This is a genomic window from Paraburkholderia sp. Cpub6, assembly GCF_014201065.1.
Taxonomy (GTDB): domain Bacteria; phylum Pseudomonadota; class Gammaproteobacteria; order Burkholderiales; family Burkholderiaceae; genus Paraburkholderia; species Paraburkholderia tuberum.
The window spans coordinates 145289-165242 of sequence record NZ_JACHDM010000002.1 but is presented as its reverse complement, the minus strand read 5'-3'; the positions used below and the strand labels follow the sequence as shown (position 1 = coordinate 165242).

The window sequence follows — 19954 nt, the reverse complement described above, 5'->3', positions numbered from 1 at the left end:
ACCCGAGACACATGACACGAGACCCCCGCCTGACTCTCAACGCCCGGCAACAGGAATTGCTGGAGTGGGTGCAACGCGACGGCTTCGTGACCGTGGACGACCTCGCGAGCCACTTCGACGTCACCCCGCAGACGATCCGCCGCGACGTCAACTGGCTCGCCGATATGAATCTGCTGCGCCGCTATCACGGCGGCGCCAGTCTGCCGACCAGTTCCGAGAACGTCTCCTACACCGCGCGCCAGCGCATGTTTCATGAAGAGAAAAGACGCATCGCGGCGCTAGTCGCCACTCACATTCCCGATCAGGCATCACTCTTCATCAACCTCGGCACGACCACCGAGGAAGTGGCACGCGCGCTGAACCGCCACCGTGGACTGCGCGTGATCACGAACAATCTGAACGTCGCGAGCATGATGAGCGGCTACCCGGATTGCGAAGTGCTGGTGACGGGGGGCATCGTGCGGCCGTGGGATAAGGGCATCGTCGGTGAACTGGCGATCGACTTCATCCGGCAGTTCAAAGTCGATTTCGCGATCATCGGCACGTCGAGCATCGAAACGGACGGTACGCTGCGCGATTTCGACACGCGCGAAGTGCGTGTCGCCGAGGCGATCATCGAGCACGCACGCACCGTGTTCCTCGCCGCGGATCACTCCAAGTTTGGCCGCCCGGCGCTAGTTCGCCAGGGACATCTGGAGCAGATCGACGCATTGTTCACCGACGCCGCGCCGGCCGCCGACATGGCCGAGGCGCTGAACGCCGCGAATTGTCAAATCTATATCGCCGGATAATTCCAGGCGATCTCCGCCATGCTGCGGTGCACGCAAAACCTCGCGTGAAATCAAGAATCTGGCTGCGGGGCCGGACCGCCTATCGCGCGACCAATTGTCAAATGGAAAATTTACGGGGACCAGGTTGGCGTTTCATCGGTGCTCGCCTACACTCCAGTTCCCCAACGTGCGTTGCGAGTTTCGCACGGCGTCGGTTTGTGAATCTGTCGTGTAAGCCGTACCTCCCGCCCTGATCCTTAGCGGACCCCGCCCCGGCCTGCCGGTCGACTGCAAGGCTGTCCGCAATTTGCTGACATGGAGAGAACGATGCTGAGTCCGCATGAATTCGCCACGTTGTTACTCGTCAAGGACGCCCCCAACCAGGTCGAAATGGACCGAGAAGAACTCGATGCGTTGCTCGAACGCCAACTGGTGCAACTCGAACGCCTCGCATCGGGCAACGAAGAATGGCGCGTGACCGAAACCGGCGACACCGCATTGCGGGCCATCAAACGTTTTTCCTGAGATTTCCTGTCGTTCGATCCGAGAGCCGTTGGCGGCGTATCCGCGCCGCCTTGGCGGATGCGCCGCGCGCTTCGCTCGCGACTACTGGTCTCGTATCGTTCAATTCCCCTGACAGCGGGCCGCCTTCGCGGCCCTTTGTTGTGCGCATCTCATTTACACAGTAAATTCACGCGACGGACTTCCCCGCCCTCGCGCATGCCCAAGACGCTCTCCGCCGACGACATCCAGCAGTTTCGCGAAGCCATGCGACGCGTCGCCGAAAACGCATTTGCGACCCGCGGCGCGCAAGGCGTGACGATGCGCGAGCTGGCGAAGGAGCTCGGTTGCAGCGCGATGACACCGTATCGCTATTTCCGCGACAAGGAAGAGATTCTGGCGATGGTCCGCGCCGCCGCGTTCAACCGCTTCGCCGCGCGCCTCGAAGCGGCCGCGCGCGGCATCCCCGCGAACGCCCCCGCCATCGATCACAGCGCCGTCGGCCGGGCCTACGTCGACTTCGCGCTCGATGAACCGCACGCCTACCGTTTGATGTTCGATCAGACGCCGCAACAGCAAGGCGCTTACCCTGAACTGGCCGCGGCGTCGCAGCGCGCGTGGCGTCTGCTGGAAGCGCACTTCGAGCGGCTCGTCGAGGCGGGTATTCTCGAAGGCGATCCGCGCCTGATCGGCTATGCGTACTGGACGAGCCTGCACGGCTTCACGATGCTGGCGCTCGCCAACCAGCTACCGCCGTCGGCCGCGCAACAGGCCGATTCCGCCGGCGACGGAGCGCCGCAGCCATCACGTGAAGCCGTATTCGCGCAGATTTTGCGCATGCTGTGGCGCGGAGCGTTGGCGCCGCACAAGTGATCCGGCTCGCCGGTCAAGCCGCTGCTGCTTACCCGCTGCGCAAGGTCGGATCGGCACTCGCACGCCAGCTGATCGCCCTTGCGCGCTGCTCGTTGAAGAACTCGACCCACTGGTTGCGCACCTTCGGATCGCTGCTCGTCGCCTCGCTCGCATGGCGCTGCGCGATCGATGCCTGGAACGCGCAGAAGTCGTCGTTCGACAGCCGGCCGCGCCGGTTCGCCACATAGGCATCGAAGAACGTCTCGTAGACGATCTGCGCGTCGCTGCCGTAGTCGACGGTCTGCGGCGAGCACATCTTCTGCAACGCCTCGAACGACGTTGCGCCCCTCGTCCCTTCCAGACTCGGCGTACTCACGCATCCCGCCAGAAGCACCGCCGCGCCGATCATCAAAAGTCCACGCATACATCACCTCGAAATGGCTGCTACCGAGAGTATCGTCCGCGGTCGCGCGTTGCGCCACTCCGTGCCATTCGACCCAGGCTCGCTCGGGTCGAAGCGAACTTTACTTTTTCGAATATGTTCATTAGAGTTCGAAAACGAACATGCTTCGTTCAATTGGCTTTCCAACTCTCTTTCCGATTCGATGCAGGGGCTCAGCAGGTGACGCAAGGCACGAAATACGATTTGCTCGTCGTCGGTGGCGGGATCAACGGCGCCGGCATCGCCCGCGACGCGGCCGGCCGCGGCCTGGCGGTGCTGCTGTGCGAGCAGGACGATCTGGCCGCGCACACCTCGTCGGCGAGTACCAAGCTGATCCACGGCGGCCTGCGCTACCTCGAGTACCGCGAGTTCGGGCTCGTGCGCAAGGCGCTGCAGGAGCGCGAGACGCTGCTGCGCGCGGCGCCGCACATCATCTGGCCGCTGCGCTTCGTGATGCCGCATATGCCGGATCTGCGCCCCGCCTGGCTGATCCGCGCGGGTCTGTTCCTGTACGACCATCTGGCCAAACGTGAGCTGCTGCCGGGCTCGCGCGGCATCGTGATGAGCCGGCATCCGGCCGGCGCGCCGCTCGTCGAAACGATCAAGAGCGGCTTCGTTTATTCGGACGGCTGGGTCAACGACGCGCGCCTCGTCGTCCTGAACGCGCTCGACGCGCACGAGCGCGGCGCGACGATCCTCACGCGCACGAAGCTGGTCAACGCAGAGCGCGCCGGCGGCGAGTGGCGCGCGCAACTGCAACGCGCGGACGGCACGACGCTCGACGTGCGCGCCGCCGCGATCGCGAACGCGGCGGGCCCGTGGGTCGGCGAGCTGCTGAAGGGCGCGCTCGGCAGGCCATCGTCGCATAGCGTGCGGCTCGTCAAGGGCAGCCACATCGTCACGCGGCGCCTGTTCGAGCACGACCACGCGTACATCTTCCAGAACGCCGATAAGCGGATCATCTTCGCGATTCCGTACGAGCACGACTACACGCTGATCGGCACCACCGACCTCGAGTATCGCGGCGACCCGTCGCAAGTCGCGATCGACGCCAACGAAACGCAGTATCTGTGCGATTCGATCAACCGGTACTTCAGGCAGAAGATCTCGCCGGCCGACGTGCGCTGGAGCTATTCGGGCGTACGCCCGCTGCTGGAGGACGAGAACGCGGACAATCCGTCGGCGGTCACGCGCGACTACTCGCTCGAACTCGACGCGCCCGCGGAACAGGCGCCGCTGCTGTCGGTATTCGGCGGCAAGATCACGACGTTTCGCAAGCTCGCCGAGCAGGCCGTCGATACGCTCACCGACGCGCTGCGCCACGGCGGGTCCGCGTGGACCGTCGACGCGCCGCTGCCGGGCGGCGACATCGCACAGGCGAACTTCAATCGCTTCCTCGGAGAGTTCTCGCGCGAGCATGCGTGGCTGCCGGCATCGCTCGCGCATCGGCTCGCGCGCGCGTATGGCACGCGCGCGAATCGCGTGATCGGCCTCGCGCGCTCGCGCGCCGAGCTTGGTCGCGAGTTCGCGCCGGGACTGCACGAAGCCGAGCTGGTTTATCTGCGCGATACCGAATGGGCGTGCACCGCGCAGGACGTGCTGTGGCGGCGCTCGAAGCTCGGCCTGCACGTCGAGCCGGGCACGCTCGACGAGGTTACGCGCGATATCGACGCGTGGTTCGCGCGCGAACCGGCCCGGCAGAACGCGTAGGCGGCCCGGCCGGGCAAACTGGCATGCCCCGACAAAAGCGGCGGCAAACACAACGCGGCGCCAATGCCGGGGGAAGCAAACGGCGCGAGCCCGTAGAAACGGCGCACACCATCCGCGCGTCCCGGGCCGGCCCCACCGCAGCTTCGGCTGGACGACACCGGCACGCGCCCTCACACTATGGCGGCCCGCTCACGACAACACGCCGCTCGCATCGCCGGCCAGCAATCCGGCGATCCGTAACATGCATGGAGAAGAGACAATGCTGGATCAGTACGTTCTCGCGCTTGACCAAGGCACCACCAGCTCGCGCGCGATGCTGTTCGACCGGCGCGGCAACGTCGTATCGACCGCACAAAAGGAATTCCAGCAGATCTACCCGCACCCGGGCTGGGTCGAGCACGATCCGCAGGAAATCTGGTCGACGCAGGCCGGCGTCGCCGCCGAGGCGGTCACACGAGCCGGCATGAACGGCACGTCGATCGCCGCGATCGGCATCACGAACCAGCGCGAAACCACGATCGTGTGGGATCGCGAAACCGGCCACCCGATCTACAACGCGATTGTCTGGCAGGACCGCCGCACCGCCGACTTCTGCGACGACCTGAAAGCGCAGGGTCTCGAAGCGAGCGTGCGCGCGAAGACCGGCTTGCCGATCGACTCGTATTTCTCGGCGACCAAAATCCGCTGGATTCTCGACAACGTCGAAGGCGCGCGCGAAAAAGCGCGTCAGGGCCGGCTCGCGTTCGGCACCGTCGACAGCTGGCTGATGTGGAATTTCACGAAGGGCGCGCTGCACGTCACCGACGTGACCAACGCGTCGCGCACGATGCTGTTCAACATCCACACCCTGAAGTGGGACGACGAACTGCTCGCCGCGCTCGACATTCCGCGCAGCATGCTGCCGGAAGTACGGCCGTCGTCGGAGGTGTATGGACCGACGGTGACCACCGTGTTCGCGTCGAAGATTCCACTTGCGGGCATCGCCGGCGATCAGCACGCCGCGCTGTTCGGCCAGATGTGCACCGAGTCCGGCATGGTCAAGAACACCTACGGCACCGGCTGCTTCCTCGTGATGAACACGGGCGCCAAACCGATCGAATCGAACAACAATCTCGTCACGACGATCGCCTGGCAGATCGGCGAGCGTATCGACTACGCGCTCGAAGGCAGCATCTTCATCGGCGGCGCCGTGGTGCAGTGGCTGCGCGACGGCCTCGGCATCATCAGGAACGCGGCGGAAATCGAAACGCTCGCGCGCGGCGTGCCGCATTGCGACGGCGTGTATCTCGTGCCCGCGTTCGCCGGCCTCGGCGCGCCGCACTGGAACGCGCATGCGCGCGGCACGCTGTTCGGCGTCACGCGCGGCACGACCTCCGCGCATATCGCGCGCGCGGCGCTCGATTCGATCGCCTATCAATCGCTCGACGTGCTGAAGGCGATGGAAGCCGACTCGGGCATTCGCATCGGCGAGTTGCGCGTGGATGGCGGCGCCTGCGCGAACAATCTGCTGATGCAGTTCCAGGCCGACATCCTCGGCGTCGACACGGTGCGCCCCCAGGTGTCCGAGACCACCGCACTCGGCGCCGCCTATCTGGCCGGTCTTGCGGTGGGCTACTGGAAGGACATCGACGAGTTGAAAAGCCAGTGGAAGCTCGAGCACCGCTTCACGCCGGCGCTACCGCATGCAGAGGTCAGGACCTGCCTCGATGGCTGGCAGCGCGCGATCCGCGCGGCGAAGGCCTGGGCCGATACGCCGTAAGGTCGAGGGCGCGAAGAACGCCAAAAGGACGTGGTCCGAAAGTACGTATGATGACGCTTTTCATCCCGGCGCGCGGGCCCGCAACCCGCCGCCCGCGCGCTTTGCGCTTACCGTTTTTCAGGCATGATCGACCACCTCATCTGTGACTGCGACGGCGTGCTCGTCGACAGTGAAGTCATCGCCGATCGCGTGATGTTCGACACGCTGACGGCCACCTTCCCCGGCATCGATTTCGCCCCCGTCGTCAAAACCGCGTTCGGCCAGCAAACCTCGCGCTTTCTCGCCGGCCTCGAAACGCAGTTCGACATCACGCTGCCTGTGAACTTCCTCGACACGATCGAGCATCACGTCGAGCTCGCGCTCGCCGCGTCGCTCGGCCCGATCCACGGCGTGCGCGACGCGCTGCAACGCGTGACGCTGCCGGCTGCGGTCGTGTCGAACAGCCGTATGTCGCGCGTCGCCGCATCGGTACGGCGCGCGGGTCTGCAGCAGATTTTCGGCGAGCGCGTGTTCAGCGCCGAGCAGGTCGCGCGGCCGAAGCCGTATCCGGACGTCTATCTGTTCGCGGCCACGACGCTTGGCGTCGTGCCGGCGCGTTGCCTCGTCGTCGAGGACAGCGTCGCGGGGTTGAACGCGGCGCGTGCGGCAGGCATGAAGACGATCGCGTTCGTCGGCGCGAGCCATATTCCGGACGGCTACGCGGATGCGCTGCGCGCGATGGGTATCACGCGAATCATCAAGCATATGGATGAACTGCCGGCGCTGATCGAGGCGGGCGTGCGCGGCGAATTCGGCGACGTGCAGTCGTAGCGGTTTTGCGCAACGCCGATAAAAAAAGCCGGTTCTTCGGAAGAAGAACCGGCTTTTTGCGTCATGGCGTCGCGTGCCGCTCGAGGGATGGCCCGTCAAGCCTCGGCCATCGCGCCCTCGCGCGCCTGCGCGAGCGACTCGCGAAACTCGACCAGCTCGGCGATCGTCAGCATCGGCAGATCATGTTGCGCGGCGAAGCGCTCGACGTCCGCGCCGCGCGTCATCGTGCCGTCGGCGTTCATCAGTTCGCACAGCACGCCGGCCGGCTTCAGGCCCGCGAGAATCGCCAGATCGACGGTGCCTTCGGTGTGGCCGCGCCGCGCCAGCACGCCGCCCGGCATCGCGCGCAGCGCGAACACGTGGCCGGGGCGCACGATGTCGGCGGGTTTGGCCGTATCGGCGATCGCGGCGCGGATCGTGGTCACGCGATCCTGCGCGGACACGCCGGTGCTGACGCCTTCGCGCGCTTCGATCGACACCGTGAACGCGGTGCCGTGACGGCTTTCGTTGTTGACGGCCATCGGCGGCAGTTCGAGCGCGCGGATCTTGTCGTCGGGCAGGCACAGGCAGACGATGCCGCTGCATTCCCGGATCAGCAGCGCCATCGTTTCGACCGACAGGCGCTCGGCCGCGACGATCAGATCGGCTTCGTTCTCGCGGTCGTGGTCGTCCTGCAGCACCACGGCACGGCCCTCGCGCAGCGCCTGCAAGGCGGCGGCGATACGCGGCGGAACGGCTTCGGTGGCAAGCAGCGGGAGATCGGCGAAGGCATCGTCTGCAATCGTCGACGGAGCAGGAAAAGTAGCAAAGGACATAGTTGAAACGCTTATCGCAAAAGTTGGGCGAGAAACGTTTCAGGGCATTGCAAACAGACTGACACGCGCCGCCCAGGCGCCGCGCGAAAGCGGACGCTGATACGCCACCCGGCTACAGGCGGCGTCGCGGAACGCACATGACTATCTGCACATCTTCTTCCATCCGGACTATGACCGTCGGCTCTGGATTCTGACCAGATCTGCTGACCCCGCCGCTGTCTCCAACACTCGAAGACCGCTCGATGCGGGCGCTCGCGGGCTTGCCGGCTCACGCTGTCGCGCTGCCGGCCCACCGCCGGTGGGGAATTTCACCCCGCCCTGAAGACGCACTGATTGCCGGTTCGACCGGCGGGCGAAGCATACAACAGTCGCGCGAGCGCTGCAGCGCGACGAACAAAGACCCTACTCACTGCATTTGACCTGCATCGACGCCCTGACCCGCGCTTGAACCTCGGACGCCGTCGATTCTCAACCCGGCACACCTTCGCGTGCGGCTTCGTCGCGTGCGGCTTCGTCGCGTGCGGCGCCCGCGGCCGGCACTTCCCAGCGCGGCGGCGTCTCAGCCCGCAGCGTCACGCGAAACGCGCGCGCCTCGGTGTCGCCGGGATTGCGCAGGCTGTGCGGCTGGTCGGCGTCGAACACGACCGCGTCGCCGGTCGCGAGCAGTTGACGCTGGTCGTGCACGCTGACTTCGAGCGTACCGTCGCTGACCACCAGATTCACCGTCGTGCCAGGCGCGCGGCGCACGCCCGCTTCGGTATGTAGCGGGGCGATCCGCAGTTCGTGAAACTCGGCGGCGATCGACTCGTCGTCGGGACACAGCGGCCGCACCGAGTAGCGACCGTTCGCGCTGACCACGCGGGCCGAGCGCTCGGCCGGCAGATGCTCGAAGCCGTTGGTCGCGTGACGCCGCAGGAACGCCGCCACCGACACCTTCAGCGCCGCCGCCACCTTGCACAGCACCTTGATCGACGGCACGCTGCGCGCCGATTCGATCTGCGCGAGCATCGCGCGCGACACGCCTGACGCGCGCGCCAGCGCATCGAGCGAAAGCTGCCGTTCGGCGCGCAACCGCGCCAGATTCACGCCGACCAGCTGTTCGAGCGCATCGAAGGGTTCGGCGGAGCGCGGCGCCGCGTCGGTGTCGGCATCGGCAGAGGGATCGCGGACCAGCGCGAGCGGGGAATGCATATTGGCCTCCAGAGCGCCGCCAGGCGGCGCAAGAGCAGTAAGTGGAAGCAAGATAGCATCGGCTTTGGCCGCGCCCAACGAAGTTATCTTCACACTGTTATCAGCATGGCGGAGGCAAGCAACTGACGACTCACGCGCGGTGACGAGGTGCAGCACTACAGCGTGCCGTTCGAAGCGGCGCGCGAAACCAACGACGGCGCGGTCGCGCGCGAATGGGCGCGGCGCGGCTACGGCATCGCGATCAAATCGATGTGGGACGTGGAAGCGGACCTGCGCGCCGGCCGCCTGAAGATCCTGTTGCCGGAATGGCGCTACCCCGATGCGCCGCTGCACGCGCTGTATCACCGCAATCGCTTCATGGCACCGCGCGTGCGCGTGCTGCTCGATTTTCTCGCCGAGCGCTTCGCGCAGGTGTCGGATGAACTGGAAAGCCTGCTGGGACTGCCGCCGGACCGGCCAATGAGCGCCGAAACCCCCGTTACGTGAAGGGCTATAATATGGAGTTACGCTGCAAAGACACGCGCAAGCCGGCCATCACGCGCCGCGCTGCCCCGCGCCGCGGCCTCCTTCACCTCTTTACGACGCCCCCAGGTTAACCACTGCGACCGGCGAAATTCGATGACCAAGAAAGTTTATGTAAAGACCTTTGGCTGCCAGATGAATGAGTACGACTCCGACAAGATGGTCGACGTGCTCGGTGCCGCTGAAGGACTCGTCAAGACCGACACGCCGGAAGACGCCGACGTGATCCTGTTCAATACCTGCTCGGTGCGCGAAAAAGCGCAGGAAAAAGTCTTCTCCGACCTCGGCCGCGTACGCGAGCTGAAGGACGCGAATCCGAATCTGATCATTGGCGTGGGTGGCTGCGTCGCGAGTCAGGAAGGCGCATCGATCGTCGCGCGCGCGCCGTACGTCGATATCGTGTTCGGTCCGCAAACGCTGCACCGCCTGCCGCAGATGATCGACGAGCGCCGCGCGAGCGGCCGCGCGCAGGTCGATATTTCGTTTCCCGAAATCGAGAAGTTCGATCACCTGCCGCCGGCGCGCGTCGAAGGTCCGAGCGCGTTCGTGTCGATCATGGAAGGCTGCAGCAAGTACTGCAGCTACTGCGTCGTGCCGTACACGCGCGGCGAGGAAGTGTCGCGTCCGCTCGACGACGTGCTGACCGAAATCGCCGGCCTCGCCGACCAGGGCGTGCGCGAAGTCACGCTGCTCGGCCAGAACGTGAACGCTTATCGTGGAAAATTCGGCGGCGCGCTGACCGTGGGTTCGACCGAGATCGCCGACTTCGCGACGCTGATCGAATACGTCGCGGACATCCCCGGCATCGAACGGATCCGCTACACGACGTCGCATCCGAAGGAGTTCACGCAGCGCCTGATCGACACCTACGCGAAGGTGCCGAAGCTCGTCAGCCACCTGCATCTGCCGGTGCAGCACGGCTCCGACCGCATCCTGATGGCGATGAAGCGCGGCTACACCGTGCTCGAGTACAAGTCGGTGATCCGCAAGCTGCGTGCGATCCGCCCGGACCTGTCGCTGTCGACGGACATGATCGTCGGCTTCCCCGGCGAGACCGAGGAAGACTTCGCGAAGATGATGGCGCTCGTCGAAGAGATGAAGTACGACACGAGCTTCTCGTTCATCTACAGCCCGCGTCCCGGTACGCCGGCCGCGAACCTGCACGACGACACGCCGCACGAGGTGAAGCTCAAGCGCCTGCAACATCTGCAGGCCACGATCGAAGAGAACGTGCAGCGCATCAGCGACGCGATGGTCGGCAAGGTCGAACGCATTCTGGTCGAACGCCCGGCGCGCAAGGACCCGAACGAGCTCGCGGGCCGCACCGGGAACAACCGCGTCGTCAATTTCCCGGCGCCGGTCGCGTCGCATGCACGGCTGATCGGTCAGATGGTCGACGTGAAGATCGTGCACGCGTATCCACACTCGCTGCGTGGTGAACTCGTGATGGTTCACGACGACAGCGCCGCGACGACGCATTGAACGACATTCTGAGTACCGCAACCGACAGGATCGACTCACCGCCTTGAAGACCACTCAGCAGCCTCTGGAATTCACCGCACCGCGCGAAGATAATGCGCGGCTTGCCAACCTCTGCGGACCGCTCGACGAAAATCTGCGGCAGATCGAGCAGGCGCTCGACGTGACCCTGCAGCGCCGCGGCCACCGCATCGCGATCCGCGGGCGCGGCGCGAAACTCGCGCTCACCGCGCTCGAAAACTTCTACAACAACGCGCGCGAGCCTTTGTCGGTCGACGACATCCAGCTCGCGCTCGTCGAAGTGCGTCATCCGGTGCGTCATCGTTCGAATGGCAACGGCAATGGCGACCCCGTCGACGCGCACTTCGCCGGCAATCCCGATCACCCGTTCGACCAGCCCGCCGACGCCAATGCGAGCGAGGACGACTTCGAGGAATACGGCCCGAAGCTGTACACGCGACGCGCGGATCTGCGCGGCCGCACGCCGGCGCAGCGCGAGTACCTGAAGCAGATCGTGTCGCACGATGTCACGTTCGGCGTCGGCCCCGCCGGCACCGGCAAGACCTATCTCGCGGTGGCCTGCGCGGTCGACGCGCTCGAGCGCGACCAGGTCAAACGCATCGTGCTGACGCGCCCGGCCGTCGAGGCGGGCGAGCGGCTCGGCTTTTTGCCGGGCGATCTCGCGCAGAAAGTCGATCCGTATCTGCGCCCGCTCTACGACGCGCTGTACGACCTGCTCGGCTTCGACAAAACCGCGAAGATGTTCGAGCGGCAGATGATCGAAATCGCGCCGCTCGCATACATGCGCGGCCGCACGCTGAATCACGCGTTCATCATCCTCGACGAGGCGCAGAACACCACGCCCGAGCAGATGAAGATGTTCCTCACGCGAATCGGCTTCGGCTCGAAGGCGGTCGTCACCGGCGACACGACCCAGGTCGATCTGCCGCGCGGCCAGAAGAGCGGGCTGATCGAAGCGCAACAGGTGCTCGCGAACGTGCGCGGCATCGCGCTCACGCGTTTCACGAGCGCGGACGTGGTGCGGCATCCGCTGGTCGCGCGAATTGTGGAGGCGTACGATGCGCATGCGCAGAAGTCGCCGGCCGCGGTCGATCCGCGCTAAAGCGATGCGCTTCGCAGCGCGAGGCCCGCGTTGCCTCGCCGCAAAAAAAAAGACTGAGCCACGAATGCCACGCATAGAAACCGCATGAGCCGCACCCCGAAACTGACGTTGAGCCTGCAATTCCCCGCCGCCAAAGCCTGGCCGGAACACAAGGTGCTGCTGCCGCGCGCGACGGTGGCCGGCTGGATCAAGGCGGCGCTGTTCGCGGACGGCGAACTGACGGTTCGGTTCGTCGACGCCGAAGAAGGCCGCACGCTGAATCGCACCTATCGCGGCAAGGATTACGCGACCAACGTGCTGACCTTCGCCTATGCCGAATCGGAAGATGATCCGGTCACGGGCGATCTGATTCTGTGCTGCCCGGTGGTCGAGAAGGAAGCCGCCGAGCAGGGCAAGCCGCTCGCCGCGCATTACGCGCACCTGCTCGTGCACGGCACGCTGCATGCACAGGGCTACGACCACGAGGTCGAAGAAGAAGCCGAGGAAATGGAAGCGATCGAAACCGAAATCCTCGGCAAGCTCGGCTTTCCGGACCCTTACCAATAGGCGTTCCGCCCCTCCTCGACGCCAGCCCGCCCGAACCCACCGTGAGCACTCCGTCCCCCGAAACCGATATCCCCGTGCGCTGTCCGGACTACCCGCCGGTGCTCGGCGACTCGCGGCTTCTGACGGACGACGAACTGCGCGCGTCGCTCGAATCCACGTTGCGCGGCCGGGACCGCCAAAGCGATCTGTGGCTGTTCGGCTATGGCTCGCTGATCTGGAACCCGGGCCTGCCGACCGTCGAGGCGATGCGCTCGAAGGTGCACGGCTATCACCGCGGCCTCTATCTGTGGTCGCGAGTCAATCGCGGCACGCCAGAGCAGCCCGGCCTCGTGCTCGCGCTCGATCGCGGCGGCTCGTGCACCGGCATGGCCTTCCGGCTCGCGGCCGATGGCTCGAGGCCGCATCTCGACGCACTGTGGCGCCGCGAAATGCCGATGGGCTCGTACCGTCCCGCGTGGCTGCCGTGCGTGCTCGCGGACGGCCGGCGCGTCGACGCGCTCGCATTCGTGATGCGCCGCGACGTGCCGAGCTACACCGGCAAGTTGCGCGACGACATCATCCAGACCGTGCTGGGCTGTGCGAGCGGCCGCTACGGCACGACCTTCGATTACGTGAGCCGCACCGTGCACGCGCTGCGCGAGAGCGGCATGCCGGACCGCGCGCTCGAAGCGCTGCTCGCGCGCTGCAAGCCGGCCGTGTGAGCGCGGCATCTCGGCGAAAACCCCACCCGCGACTTTTTTGCCAGCGAGCGCTTTTGCCCGCGTAATCGGTTAGGATGATTCCACGCTCCGCCGTCGCGGCGGGGCCGTTTCACCCTGGCTTCGCTCATCGCCGGGCCCGGCGGGACACGGTTCCGCCATGCGCCTGGTGTATCCTTAACGCTCTGCAACAGCGCGCCCAGTCTCGCCGGGCGCACTACCATGAACGACACGTATCCCAGTCGACGCCATACCGGACGTCAACTCGACAAACCGCAGGAAAAGCGCTCGCTGCTCGAGCGCCTGACCGACTTCATCTCGCCCGAGCCCGACTCGCGCGCCGAACTTCTGGAAATTCTGCAGGACGCGCACGAACGCAACCTGATCGACGCCGACTCGCTGTCGATGATCGAAGGGGTGTTCCAGGTGTCGGAACTGAGCGCACGCGACATCATGGTGCCGCGCGCGCAAATGGACGCGATCAACATCGCGGACAATCCTGCTGAATTCATCCCCTACGTGCTGGACAAGGCGCATTCGCGCTACCCGGTCTACGAGGGCAATCGCGACAACATCATCGGCGTGCTGCTCGCGAAAGATCTGCTGCGCTACTACGCCGAAGAAGAGTTCGACGTACGCGGCATGCTGCGCCCTGCCGTGTTCATCCCCGAGTCGAAGCGGCTGAACGTGCTGCTGCACGACTTCCGCGTGAACCGCAACCATCTCGCGGTGGTCGTCGACGAGTACGGCGGCGTCGCGGGCCTGATCACGATCGAAGACGTACTGGAGCAGATCGTCGGCGACATCGAGGACGAATACGATTTCGACGAGGAGAGCGGCAACATCATCGCTTCGCCGGACGGACGCTTCCGCGTGCGCGCGCTGACCGAGATCGAGCAGTTCAACGACACCTTCGGCACGCATTATTTGGACGACGAAGTCGACACGATCGGCGGGCTGGTCACGCATCACTTCGGCCGGGTGCCGCATCGGGGCGAGAAAGTCCGCCTCGACGACCTGATCTTCGAGATCCTGCGCGGCGACGCCCGCCAGATCCACATGCTGCTGGTGCGCCGCGACCCGCTCGCGGGCGAGCGCGAGCGCGAGTCAGAGCACGTGCAGACCTGAGCCGGCGGCTCGGGCCGATGCACGGCCTGAGCGCCCGCGCGCTTTCATTGCCGGCGCATTTGCCAACTCGTTTTTTTACCTACCGAGTTGCCCTTTCAACTACCGACGCCGACCGCGCAACAATGGCCGACCCGATCACTTCCCGTTCGCACCGCGGCGTGAGCGCCCCCGCTCCCGCTCCCACCGAAGACGGCACGCGCAGCCGCGCGCTGCCGCGCTGGCACTACCTCGTCGCACTGGCCGCTGGCGCGGCCAATACGCTGTCGTTCGCGCCGACGCCGCACGGCGGCTGGCTGCAACTCGCGATCTTCGTGTTCTTCTTCGCGTGGCTCACGCGCAGCACCGGCTGGAAAAGCGCCGCGCTGACGGGCGGCGCGTTCGGCTTCGGCAACTTCGTGAGCGGGGTCTGGTGGCTGTATGTGAGCATGCACTACTACGGCGGCATGCCGGCACCGCTCGCCGGCACGGCGCTCGTGCTGTTCTCGCTGTATCTCGCGGTCTATCCGGCGCTCGCCGCGGGGGTGTGGTCGTTCTGCGCGGGCCATGCGCGCAACGGCGCGGCCGACGAGCGCGCGCCATTCTCGCCGACCTGGCACGGCGCGCTCGCCTTTGCGAGCGCGTGGGCGATCGGCGAATGGCTGCGCGGCACGGTGTTCACCGGCTTTCCGTGGCTCGCCACCGGTTATGCGCAGGTCGACGGCCCGTTGGCGGGGTTTGCGCCGGTGGTCGGCGTATATGGCGTCGGTTGGATGGTTGCGCTGACGGCCGCGTTGATCGTGCAGGCGTTGCTGGCGCTGCTGCCGTCGTGGCGCTCCGGGCGGGCGAATGAATCGCTCGAGCCGAACGCCAGCGCCGCCGATGACGCCGGCGGTCGCGCCGCGCGGGGCCGCGGCACGCGCGTCGCCCCTATCGTCGTGCCTGCTGGCGTCGCGCTCGCGCTGCTCGTGATCGGCCTGCTGCTGCCGCTCGTGCAGTGGACCACGCCCGCCAACGCGGCGCTGTCGGTGCGGCTGTTGCAAGGCAACGTGAAGCAGGAGATGAAGTTCGAGGAAGCCGGCTTGCGCGCGGCGGTCGACGAGTATCAGCAGATGATCACGTCGAAGCCGGCCGATCTGATCGTCACGCCGGAAACCGCGATCCCCGTGCTCGCGCAGCAGCTTCCGCCGAACTTCGCGGCCGCGATCCGCCATTTCACGGATTCGACCGGCAGCGCGCTACTGTTCGGCGCGATCGGCGGCACGATCACGCCGGACGGCCGGGTGGTCGACTACACCAACAGCCTGTTCGGCGTCACGCCCGGCTCGCACGAGATTTATCGCTACGACAAGCACCATCTGGTACCGTTCGGCGAATTCGTGCCGTGGGGCTTCCGCTGGTTCGTGAACCTGATGAACATTCCGCTCGGCGATTTCTTCCGCGGCCCGCCGGTACAAAAGCCGTTCATGGTGCATAACCAGCCGGTCGCGGTGAACATCTGCTACGAGGACATCTTCGGCGAGGAGATCGCGCGCACGCTGCGCGAGAATGCGCCGCCCGCCGGCGTGCTGATCAACTCGACCAATCTCGCGTGGTTCGGCGACACGATCGCGCTCGACCAGCATCTGCAGATCGCGCGCATGCGCTCGCTCGAAACCGGCCGGCCGATGCTGCGCGCAACCAACACCGGCATGACCGCGGCGATCGACGCGAACGGCCGCGTGATCGGGCGCCTGACGCCCTACACGGTCGGTTCGCTCGACGTGCGCGTGCAAGGCACCTCAGGCAACACGCCTTACGTGACGAGCGGCAACAACACGGTGCTCGCGGTGTCGGCGCTGCTGCTCGCGTTCGGTTTCGCATTCGGACCGGGGCTCGCGCGGCGACGCAACGGCAAGCGGTAACGCCGACGCCAAAGGCACGACACCCGCAAAAAAAATGCGCCTGACATGCAGGCGCATTTTTTTTCATGCTCGTTCGAGCTTCATCAATCCTTCGGCACCGTATCGATGAACGACTGCCGCAGCGACAGCTTCTGGAAGTGCTTGTCCAGGTTCGGATGCGATTCGCGCCAGTTCAGTTCCGGCATACGGAAGTCCAGATAGCCGAGCGCGCAGCCCACCGCGATGTCGGCCAGCGTGTAGTGATTGCTCGCGCACCACGGCTTGCTGCCGAGACCTTGCGACATCGCGATCAGCGCTTCGTCGATCTTGCGCTGCTGCCGCGCGAGCCACGCGTCCACGCGCTGCTCGGGCGCGCGCTGCGTGCCTTCGAGACGGATCAGCACGGCCGCGTCGAGCAGGCCGTCGGCGAGCGCTTCCCAGCAGCGCACTGCGACGCGCTCGCGCCCCGACGGCGGAATCAGCTTGCCGACCGGCGACAGCGTATCGACGTACTCGCAGATCACGCGTGAATCGAACACGGCCTCGCCGTCTTCCATCACGAGGCACGGCACCTTGCCGAGCGGATTGAAGGTGTGAATCCGGGTATCCGGCGCCCAGACGTTCTCGGGCACCAGTTCGTAGTCGATCTTCTTATCGGCGAGCACGATGCGTGCTTTGCGCACGAACGGGCTGCCGAACGAACCGATGAGTTTCATCATGACCTTCTGCCTTTTTCTGAATCCGGCGAAAGTATAAGTGGTCTAAGGCTTCCGCGAGCGTGCTGGCGCCATCTTCGCGAACCGCCCGCCGAGCCGCTGTGGACGGATTGCAACATGACGGCGGCCGCCGCGCCGTCCGGAGCCGCACAAAGCGAGTCAATGTCGTGCGCCGAGAATGGGGCCAGGAGAATCGCGGCGCTACAATCGCACGATGAACCAGCCGACCGAACCCACCATCGCCATCGACGTCTACCGCACGCGCCGCGAGCGCGTTCTCGCCGCGCTGCGCGCCGCGGGCGGCGGCGTCGCCATCGTCCCGACCGCGCCGGAAGCGCTGCGCAACCGCGACACTGACTACCCGTACCGCCACGACAGCTACTTCTATTATCTGACCGGCTTCACCGAGCCCGAAGCGCTGCTGGTGCTCGATGCCAGCGCCGTGCCCGGCGCGCCCGCGTCGATGCTGTTCTGCCGCGAGAAAAGCGTCGAGCGCGAGACATGGGAAGGCTTCCGCTTCGGCCCCGACGGCGCGCGCGAAGCATTCGGGCTCGACGCCGCGTTCCCGATCGGCGAACTCGACACGCAGTTGCCGCGCATCATCGCCGACAAGCCGGCGCTGCACTACGCGTTCGGCACCTCGGCCCATTTCGACGAGCAGGTGCGCGGCTGGCTCGACGCGGTGCGCGCGCAAAGCCGCGGCGGCACCGTCGCGCCCACGGCCGCGCGCGACCTGCTGCCGTTGCTCGACGAGATGCGGCTCGTCAAGGACGACCACGAACTCGCGATCATGCGCCGCGCCGGACAGATTTCGGCGGCCGCGCATCGTCGCGCGATGGCGGTGTGCCGGCCCGGTATCCGCGAGTACGAACTCGAGGCCGAACTGCTCTACACGTTCCGCAAGTTTGGCGCGCAGGCGCCGGCCTATACGTCGATCGTCGCGGCTGGCGCGAACGCGTGCGTGCTGCACTACCCGGCCGGCAACGCGATCGCGCGCGACGGCGACCTGATCCTGATCGACGCGGCCTGCGAACTCGACGGCTACGCGTCCGACATCACGCGCACGTTTCCGGCGAGCGGGCGTTTCACGCCGGCGCAGCGCGAGCTGTACGACATCGTGCTGGCAGCGCAACAGGCCGCCGTCGACGCGACGCGCGCCGGTGCGAGCTTCGACGATCCGCATCAGGCCGCGCTGCGCGTGCTGTCGCAGGGGCTGCTCGACACCGGCATCGTGCCGCGCGCGAAGTTCGCCTCGATCGACGACGTGATCGCCGAGCGCGCCTACGTGCCGTTCTACATGCACCGCACCGGCCACTGGCTCGGCATGGACGTACACGACTGCGGCGACTACCGCGAGCGCGGCGCGCCGCGCGACGAAGCGGGCGTGCTGCCGTGGCGCACGCTGCGCGCGTCGATGACGCTGACGATCGAGCCGGGCTTGTACGTCCGCCCGGCCGAGGGTGTGCCCGAACGCTACTGGAACATCGGCATCCGCATCGAGGACGACGCGATCGTGACGCCGACCGGCTGTGAGCTGATCACGCGCGACGTGCCGGTCGCCGCCGACGAGATCGAGGCGCTGATGCAGGAAGCACGAGCCCTCCATCAAGCGTCGCATCAACAGAGAACCTGATCCGCGATGAACGACGCATCTCCCTCGGCGGTGATCCTGAGGCCCGCCTCCCACCAGCAGGGGTTCGATTTCGACGTGACGATCGTCGGCGCCGGGCCGGTCGGCCTCGCGCTCGCCGGCTGGCTCGCGCGCCGCAGCGTGACGCGCGAGCTGAAGATCGCGCTCGTCGACGCGCGCGAGCCGGAAGACTCGATCGCCGATCCGCGCGCGATCGCGGTCTCGCACGGCAGCCGGATGATCCTCGAGCCGCTGCGCTGGCCCGCCGACGCCACCGCGATCGAGCGCATCCACGTGTCGCAACGCGGTCATTTCGGCCGCACGCTGATCGATCATCGCGAGCACGGCCTGCCCGCGCTCGGCTACGTGCTGCGCTATGGCTCGATCGTGCATGGCCTCGCCGACGCCGTGCATGCGACGCCGGTCCACTGGTTCCGCTCGACCTCGGCCGGCGCGCCGGTTCAGGAGCTCGACGGCGTCACGCTGCCGATCGAAACCGCGGGCGTCGCGCGCCAGTTGCGCACGCGGATTCTGGTCAACGCCGAGGGCGGCCTGTTCGGCGACCAGAAGCACGCGAAAAATCCGAGCCGCGCCACCGACGAATACGCCGACGCACGCGACATCGGTAAAAACAACGCCGGCTCGCGCGACTACGGCCAGACCGCGCTGGTCGGCACGGTCACCGTGTCCGCGCCGCAGCCGCACGTCGCATGGGAGCGCTTCACCTCGCAAGGTCCGATCGCGCTACTGCCGATGGGTGGCGTGCGTGGCGCCGACTACGCGCTCGTCTGGTGCTGTGCGCCCGACGAAGCCGCGCGCCGCGCGCAGCTTTCCGACGAAGCGTTCCTGCGCGAGCTCGACGCCGCGTTCGGCGGCCGCATGGGCCGCTTTACGCACATCAAGGGTCGCGCGTCGTTTTCGCTCGGTCTGAACACGGTCGACACGCTCGTGAACGGCCACATCGTCGCGATCGGCAATGCGGCGCAGACGTTGCATCCAGTGGCGGGCCAGGGCCTCAATCTGGGCTTGCGCGATGCGCATGCGCTCGTCGACGCGCTATCGGCCGAAGGCCCGACCCCGCTCGCGCTCGCCACCTTCGCGCAACGCCGCGCGCTCGACCGGCGCCTGACGATCGGCTCGACCGACACGCTCGCGCGCCTCTTTACCGTCGACTTCGCGCCGCTCGCGGTATTGCGCGGCCTCGCCCTGACCGCACTCGAATTCGTGCCGCCGGTCAAAACCGCGCTCGCCCGGCAGATGATGTTCGGCCAGCGCCGTTAAGCGCGAGAAATCGCTGCGCGGTTCTATGAGCCGGGCGACTTTCATAGAAGATTTAACGGGTTACGAGACTCGGTTCGCGAGTCCCGGCAACCCGTTAACGCTAAAATAGCGGTTTTCCCTCG

18 protein-coding genes, 1 pseudogene and 1 riboswitch are annotated in these 19954 nt (G+C 66.3%); of the genes and pseudogenes, 15 read left to right on the top strand and 4 right to left on the bottom strand.

The window, feature by feature from the left end; genetic code table 11:
• Positions 1 to 11: 11 nt before the first annotated feature.
• The 3 genes from HDG33_RS05535 (at position 12) to HDG33_RS05525 (ending at position 2144) form a co-directional block, all read left to right on the top strand.
• Positions 12 to 791, top strand: coding sequence for a DeoR/GlpR family DNA-binding transcription regulator (locus HDG33_RS05535; RefSeq protein ID WP_184022964.1), 780 nt, complete (start codon positions 12 to 14; stop codon positions 789 to 791).
• A 306-nt stretch (positions 792 to 1097) separates the two neighbouring features.
• Positions 1098 to 1295 (top strand): hypothetical protein, encoded by a 198-nt coding sequence (locus tag HDG33_RS05530; protein WP_167368606.1) that lies wholly within the window; start codon positions 1098 to 1100, stop codon positions 1293 to 1295.
• Positions 1296 to 1490: 195 nt separating this feature from the next.
• On the top strand, positions 1491 to 2144 hold the full coding sequence (locus HDG33_RS05525) for a TetR/AcrR family transcriptional regulator (RefSeq protein WP_184022963.1): 654 nt from the start codon (positions 1491 to 1493) through the stop codon (positions 2142 to 2144).
• A gap of 28 nt (positions 2145 to 2172) precedes the next feature.
• Here HDG33_RS05525 and HDG33_RS05520 read toward each other — a convergent pair whose 3' ends face one another.
• Positions 2173 to 2547, bottom strand: coding sequence for a hypothetical protein (locus HDG33_RS05520; protein ID WP_184022962.1), 375 nt, complete (start codon positions 2545 to 2547; stop codon positions 2173 to 2175).
• Between the two features lie 198 nt (positions 2548 to 2745).
• On the opposite strand from HDG33_RS05520, the gene glpD reads away from it, so the two are divergent.
• From glpD to HDG33_RS05505, 3 genes are all read left to right on the top strand, one after another.
• Positions 2746 to 4275 carry a glycerol-3-phosphate dehydrogenase gene (gene glpD / locus HDG33_RS05515; RefSeq protein WP_184022961.1) on the top strand — a complete coding sequence of 510 codons (1530 nt, stop codon included), beginning with the start codon at positions 2746 to 2748 and terminating at the stop codon, positions 4273 to 4275.
• Positions 4276 to 4534: 259 nt separating this feature from the next.
• The gene (gene glpK / locus HDG33_RS05510; protein WP_184022960.1) at positions 4535 to 6034 is read left to right on the top strand and encodes a glycerol kinase GlpK; all 1500 of its coding nucleotides are present in this window, start codon (positions 4535 to 4537) and stop codon (positions 6032 to 6034) included.
• Positions 6035 to 6157: 123 nt separating this feature from the next.
• The gene (locus HDG33_RS05505; RefSeq protein WP_184022959.1) at positions 6158 to 6844 is read left to right on the top strand and encodes an HAD family phosphatase; all 687 of its coding nucleotides are present in this window, start codon (positions 6158 to 6160) and stop codon (positions 6842 to 6844) included.
• Positions 6845 to 6939: 95 nt separating this feature from the next.
• Here the strand turns inward: HDG33_RS05505 and ribB are convergent, their stop codons facing one another.
• Positions 6940 to 7659 (bottom strand): 3,4-dihydroxy-2-butanone-4-phosphate synthase, encoded by a 720-nt coding sequence (gene ribB, locus HDG33_RS05500; protein WP_184022958.1) that lies wholly within the window; start codon positions 7657 to 7659, stop codon positions 6940 to 6942.
• A gap of 147 nt (positions 7660 to 7806) precedes the next feature.
• Positions 7807 to 7989: riboswitch (FMN riboswitch) on the bottom strand.
• 138 nt (positions 7990 to 8127) lie between these two features.
• On the bottom strand, positions 8128 to 8850 hold the full coding sequence (locus HDG33_RS05495) for a helix-turn-helix domain-containing protein (RefSeq protein WP_184022957.1): 723 nt from the start codon (positions 8848 to 8850) through the stop codon (positions 8128 to 8130).
• Positions 8851 to 8976: 126 nt separating this feature from the next.
• On the opposite strand from HDG33_RS05495, the pseudogene HDG33_RS05490 reads away from it, so the two are divergent.
• From HDG33_RS05490 to lnt, 7 genes and pseudogenes are all read left to right on the top strand, one after another.
• A pseudogene (locus HDG33_RS05490) lies at positions 8977 to 9336 on the top strand (LysR substrate-binding domain-containing protein); the annotation flags it as partial.
• 132 nt (positions 9337 to 9468) lie between these two features.
• On the top strand, positions 9469 to 10854 hold the full coding sequence (miaB, locus tag HDG33_RS05485; protein ID WP_184022956.1) for a tRNA (N6-isopentenyl adenosine(37)-C2)-methylthiotransferase MiaB: 1386 nt from the start codon (positions 9469 to 9471) through the stop codon (positions 10852 to 10854).
• Positions 10855 to 10897: 43 nt separating this feature from the next.
• On the top strand, positions 10898 to 11974 hold the full coding sequence (locus tag HDG33_RS05480) for a PhoH family protein (RefSeq protein WP_184022955.1): 1077 nt from the start codon (positions 10898 to 10900) through the stop codon (positions 11972 to 11974).
• 84 nt (positions 11975 to 12058) lie between these two features.
• Positions 12059 to 12520 (top strand): rRNA maturation RNase YbeY, encoded by a 462-nt coding sequence (ybeY, locus tag HDG33_RS05475; protein WP_184022954.1) that lies wholly within the window; start codon positions 12059 to 12061, stop codon positions 12518 to 12520.
• Between the two features lie 41 nt (positions 12521 to 12561).
• Positions 12562 to 13221 carry a gamma-glutamylcyclotransferase gene (locus tag HDG33_RS05470; RefSeq protein WP_184022953.1) on the top strand — a complete coding sequence of 220 codons (660 nt, stop codon included), beginning with the start codon at positions 12562 to 12564 and terminating at the stop codon, positions 13219 to 13221.
• Between the two features lie 219 nt (positions 13222 to 13440).
• On the top strand, positions 13441 to 14346 hold the full coding sequence (locus HDG33_RS05465) for an HlyC/CorC family transporter (RefSeq protein WP_184022952.1): 906 nt from the start codon (positions 13441 to 13443) through the stop codon (positions 14344 to 14346).
• A 122-nt stretch (positions 14347 to 14468) separates the two neighbouring features.
• Positions 14469 to 16226: an apolipoprotein N-acyltransferase gene (gene lnt, locus HDG33_RS05460; RefSeq protein WP_184022951.1), complete on the top strand. Its 1758-nt coding sequence runs from the start codon at positions 14469 to 14471 to the stop codon at positions 16224 to 16226.
• A gap of 83 nt (positions 16227 to 16309) precedes the next feature.
• Here lnt and HDG33_RS05455 read toward each other — a convergent pair whose 3' ends face one another.
• The gene (locus tag HDG33_RS05455; RefSeq protein WP_184022950.1) at positions 16310 to 16924 is read right to left on the bottom strand and encodes a glutathione S-transferase C-terminal domain-containing protein; all 615 of its coding nucleotides are present in this window, start codon (positions 16922 to 16924) and stop codon (positions 16310 to 16312) included.
• Between the two features lie 211 nt (positions 16925 to 17135).
• Between HDG33_RS05455 and HDG33_RS05450 the strand changes: the two genes are divergently transcribed.
• A complete protein-coding gene (locus HDG33_RS05450) occupies positions 17136 to 18554 on the top strand; it encodes an aminopeptidase P N-terminal domain-containing protein (protein WP_184022949.1) in 1419 nt (472 codons plus the stop codon).
• Between the two features lie 6 nt (positions 18555 to 18560).
• Positions 18561 to 19832: a UbiH/UbiF/VisC/COQ6 family ubiquinone biosynthesis hydroxylase gene (locus tag HDG33_RS05445; protein WP_184022948.1), complete on the top strand. Its 1272-nt coding sequence runs from the start codon at positions 18561 to 18563 to the stop codon at positions 19830 to 19832.
• Positions 19833 to 19954: the final 122 nt, after the last annotated feature.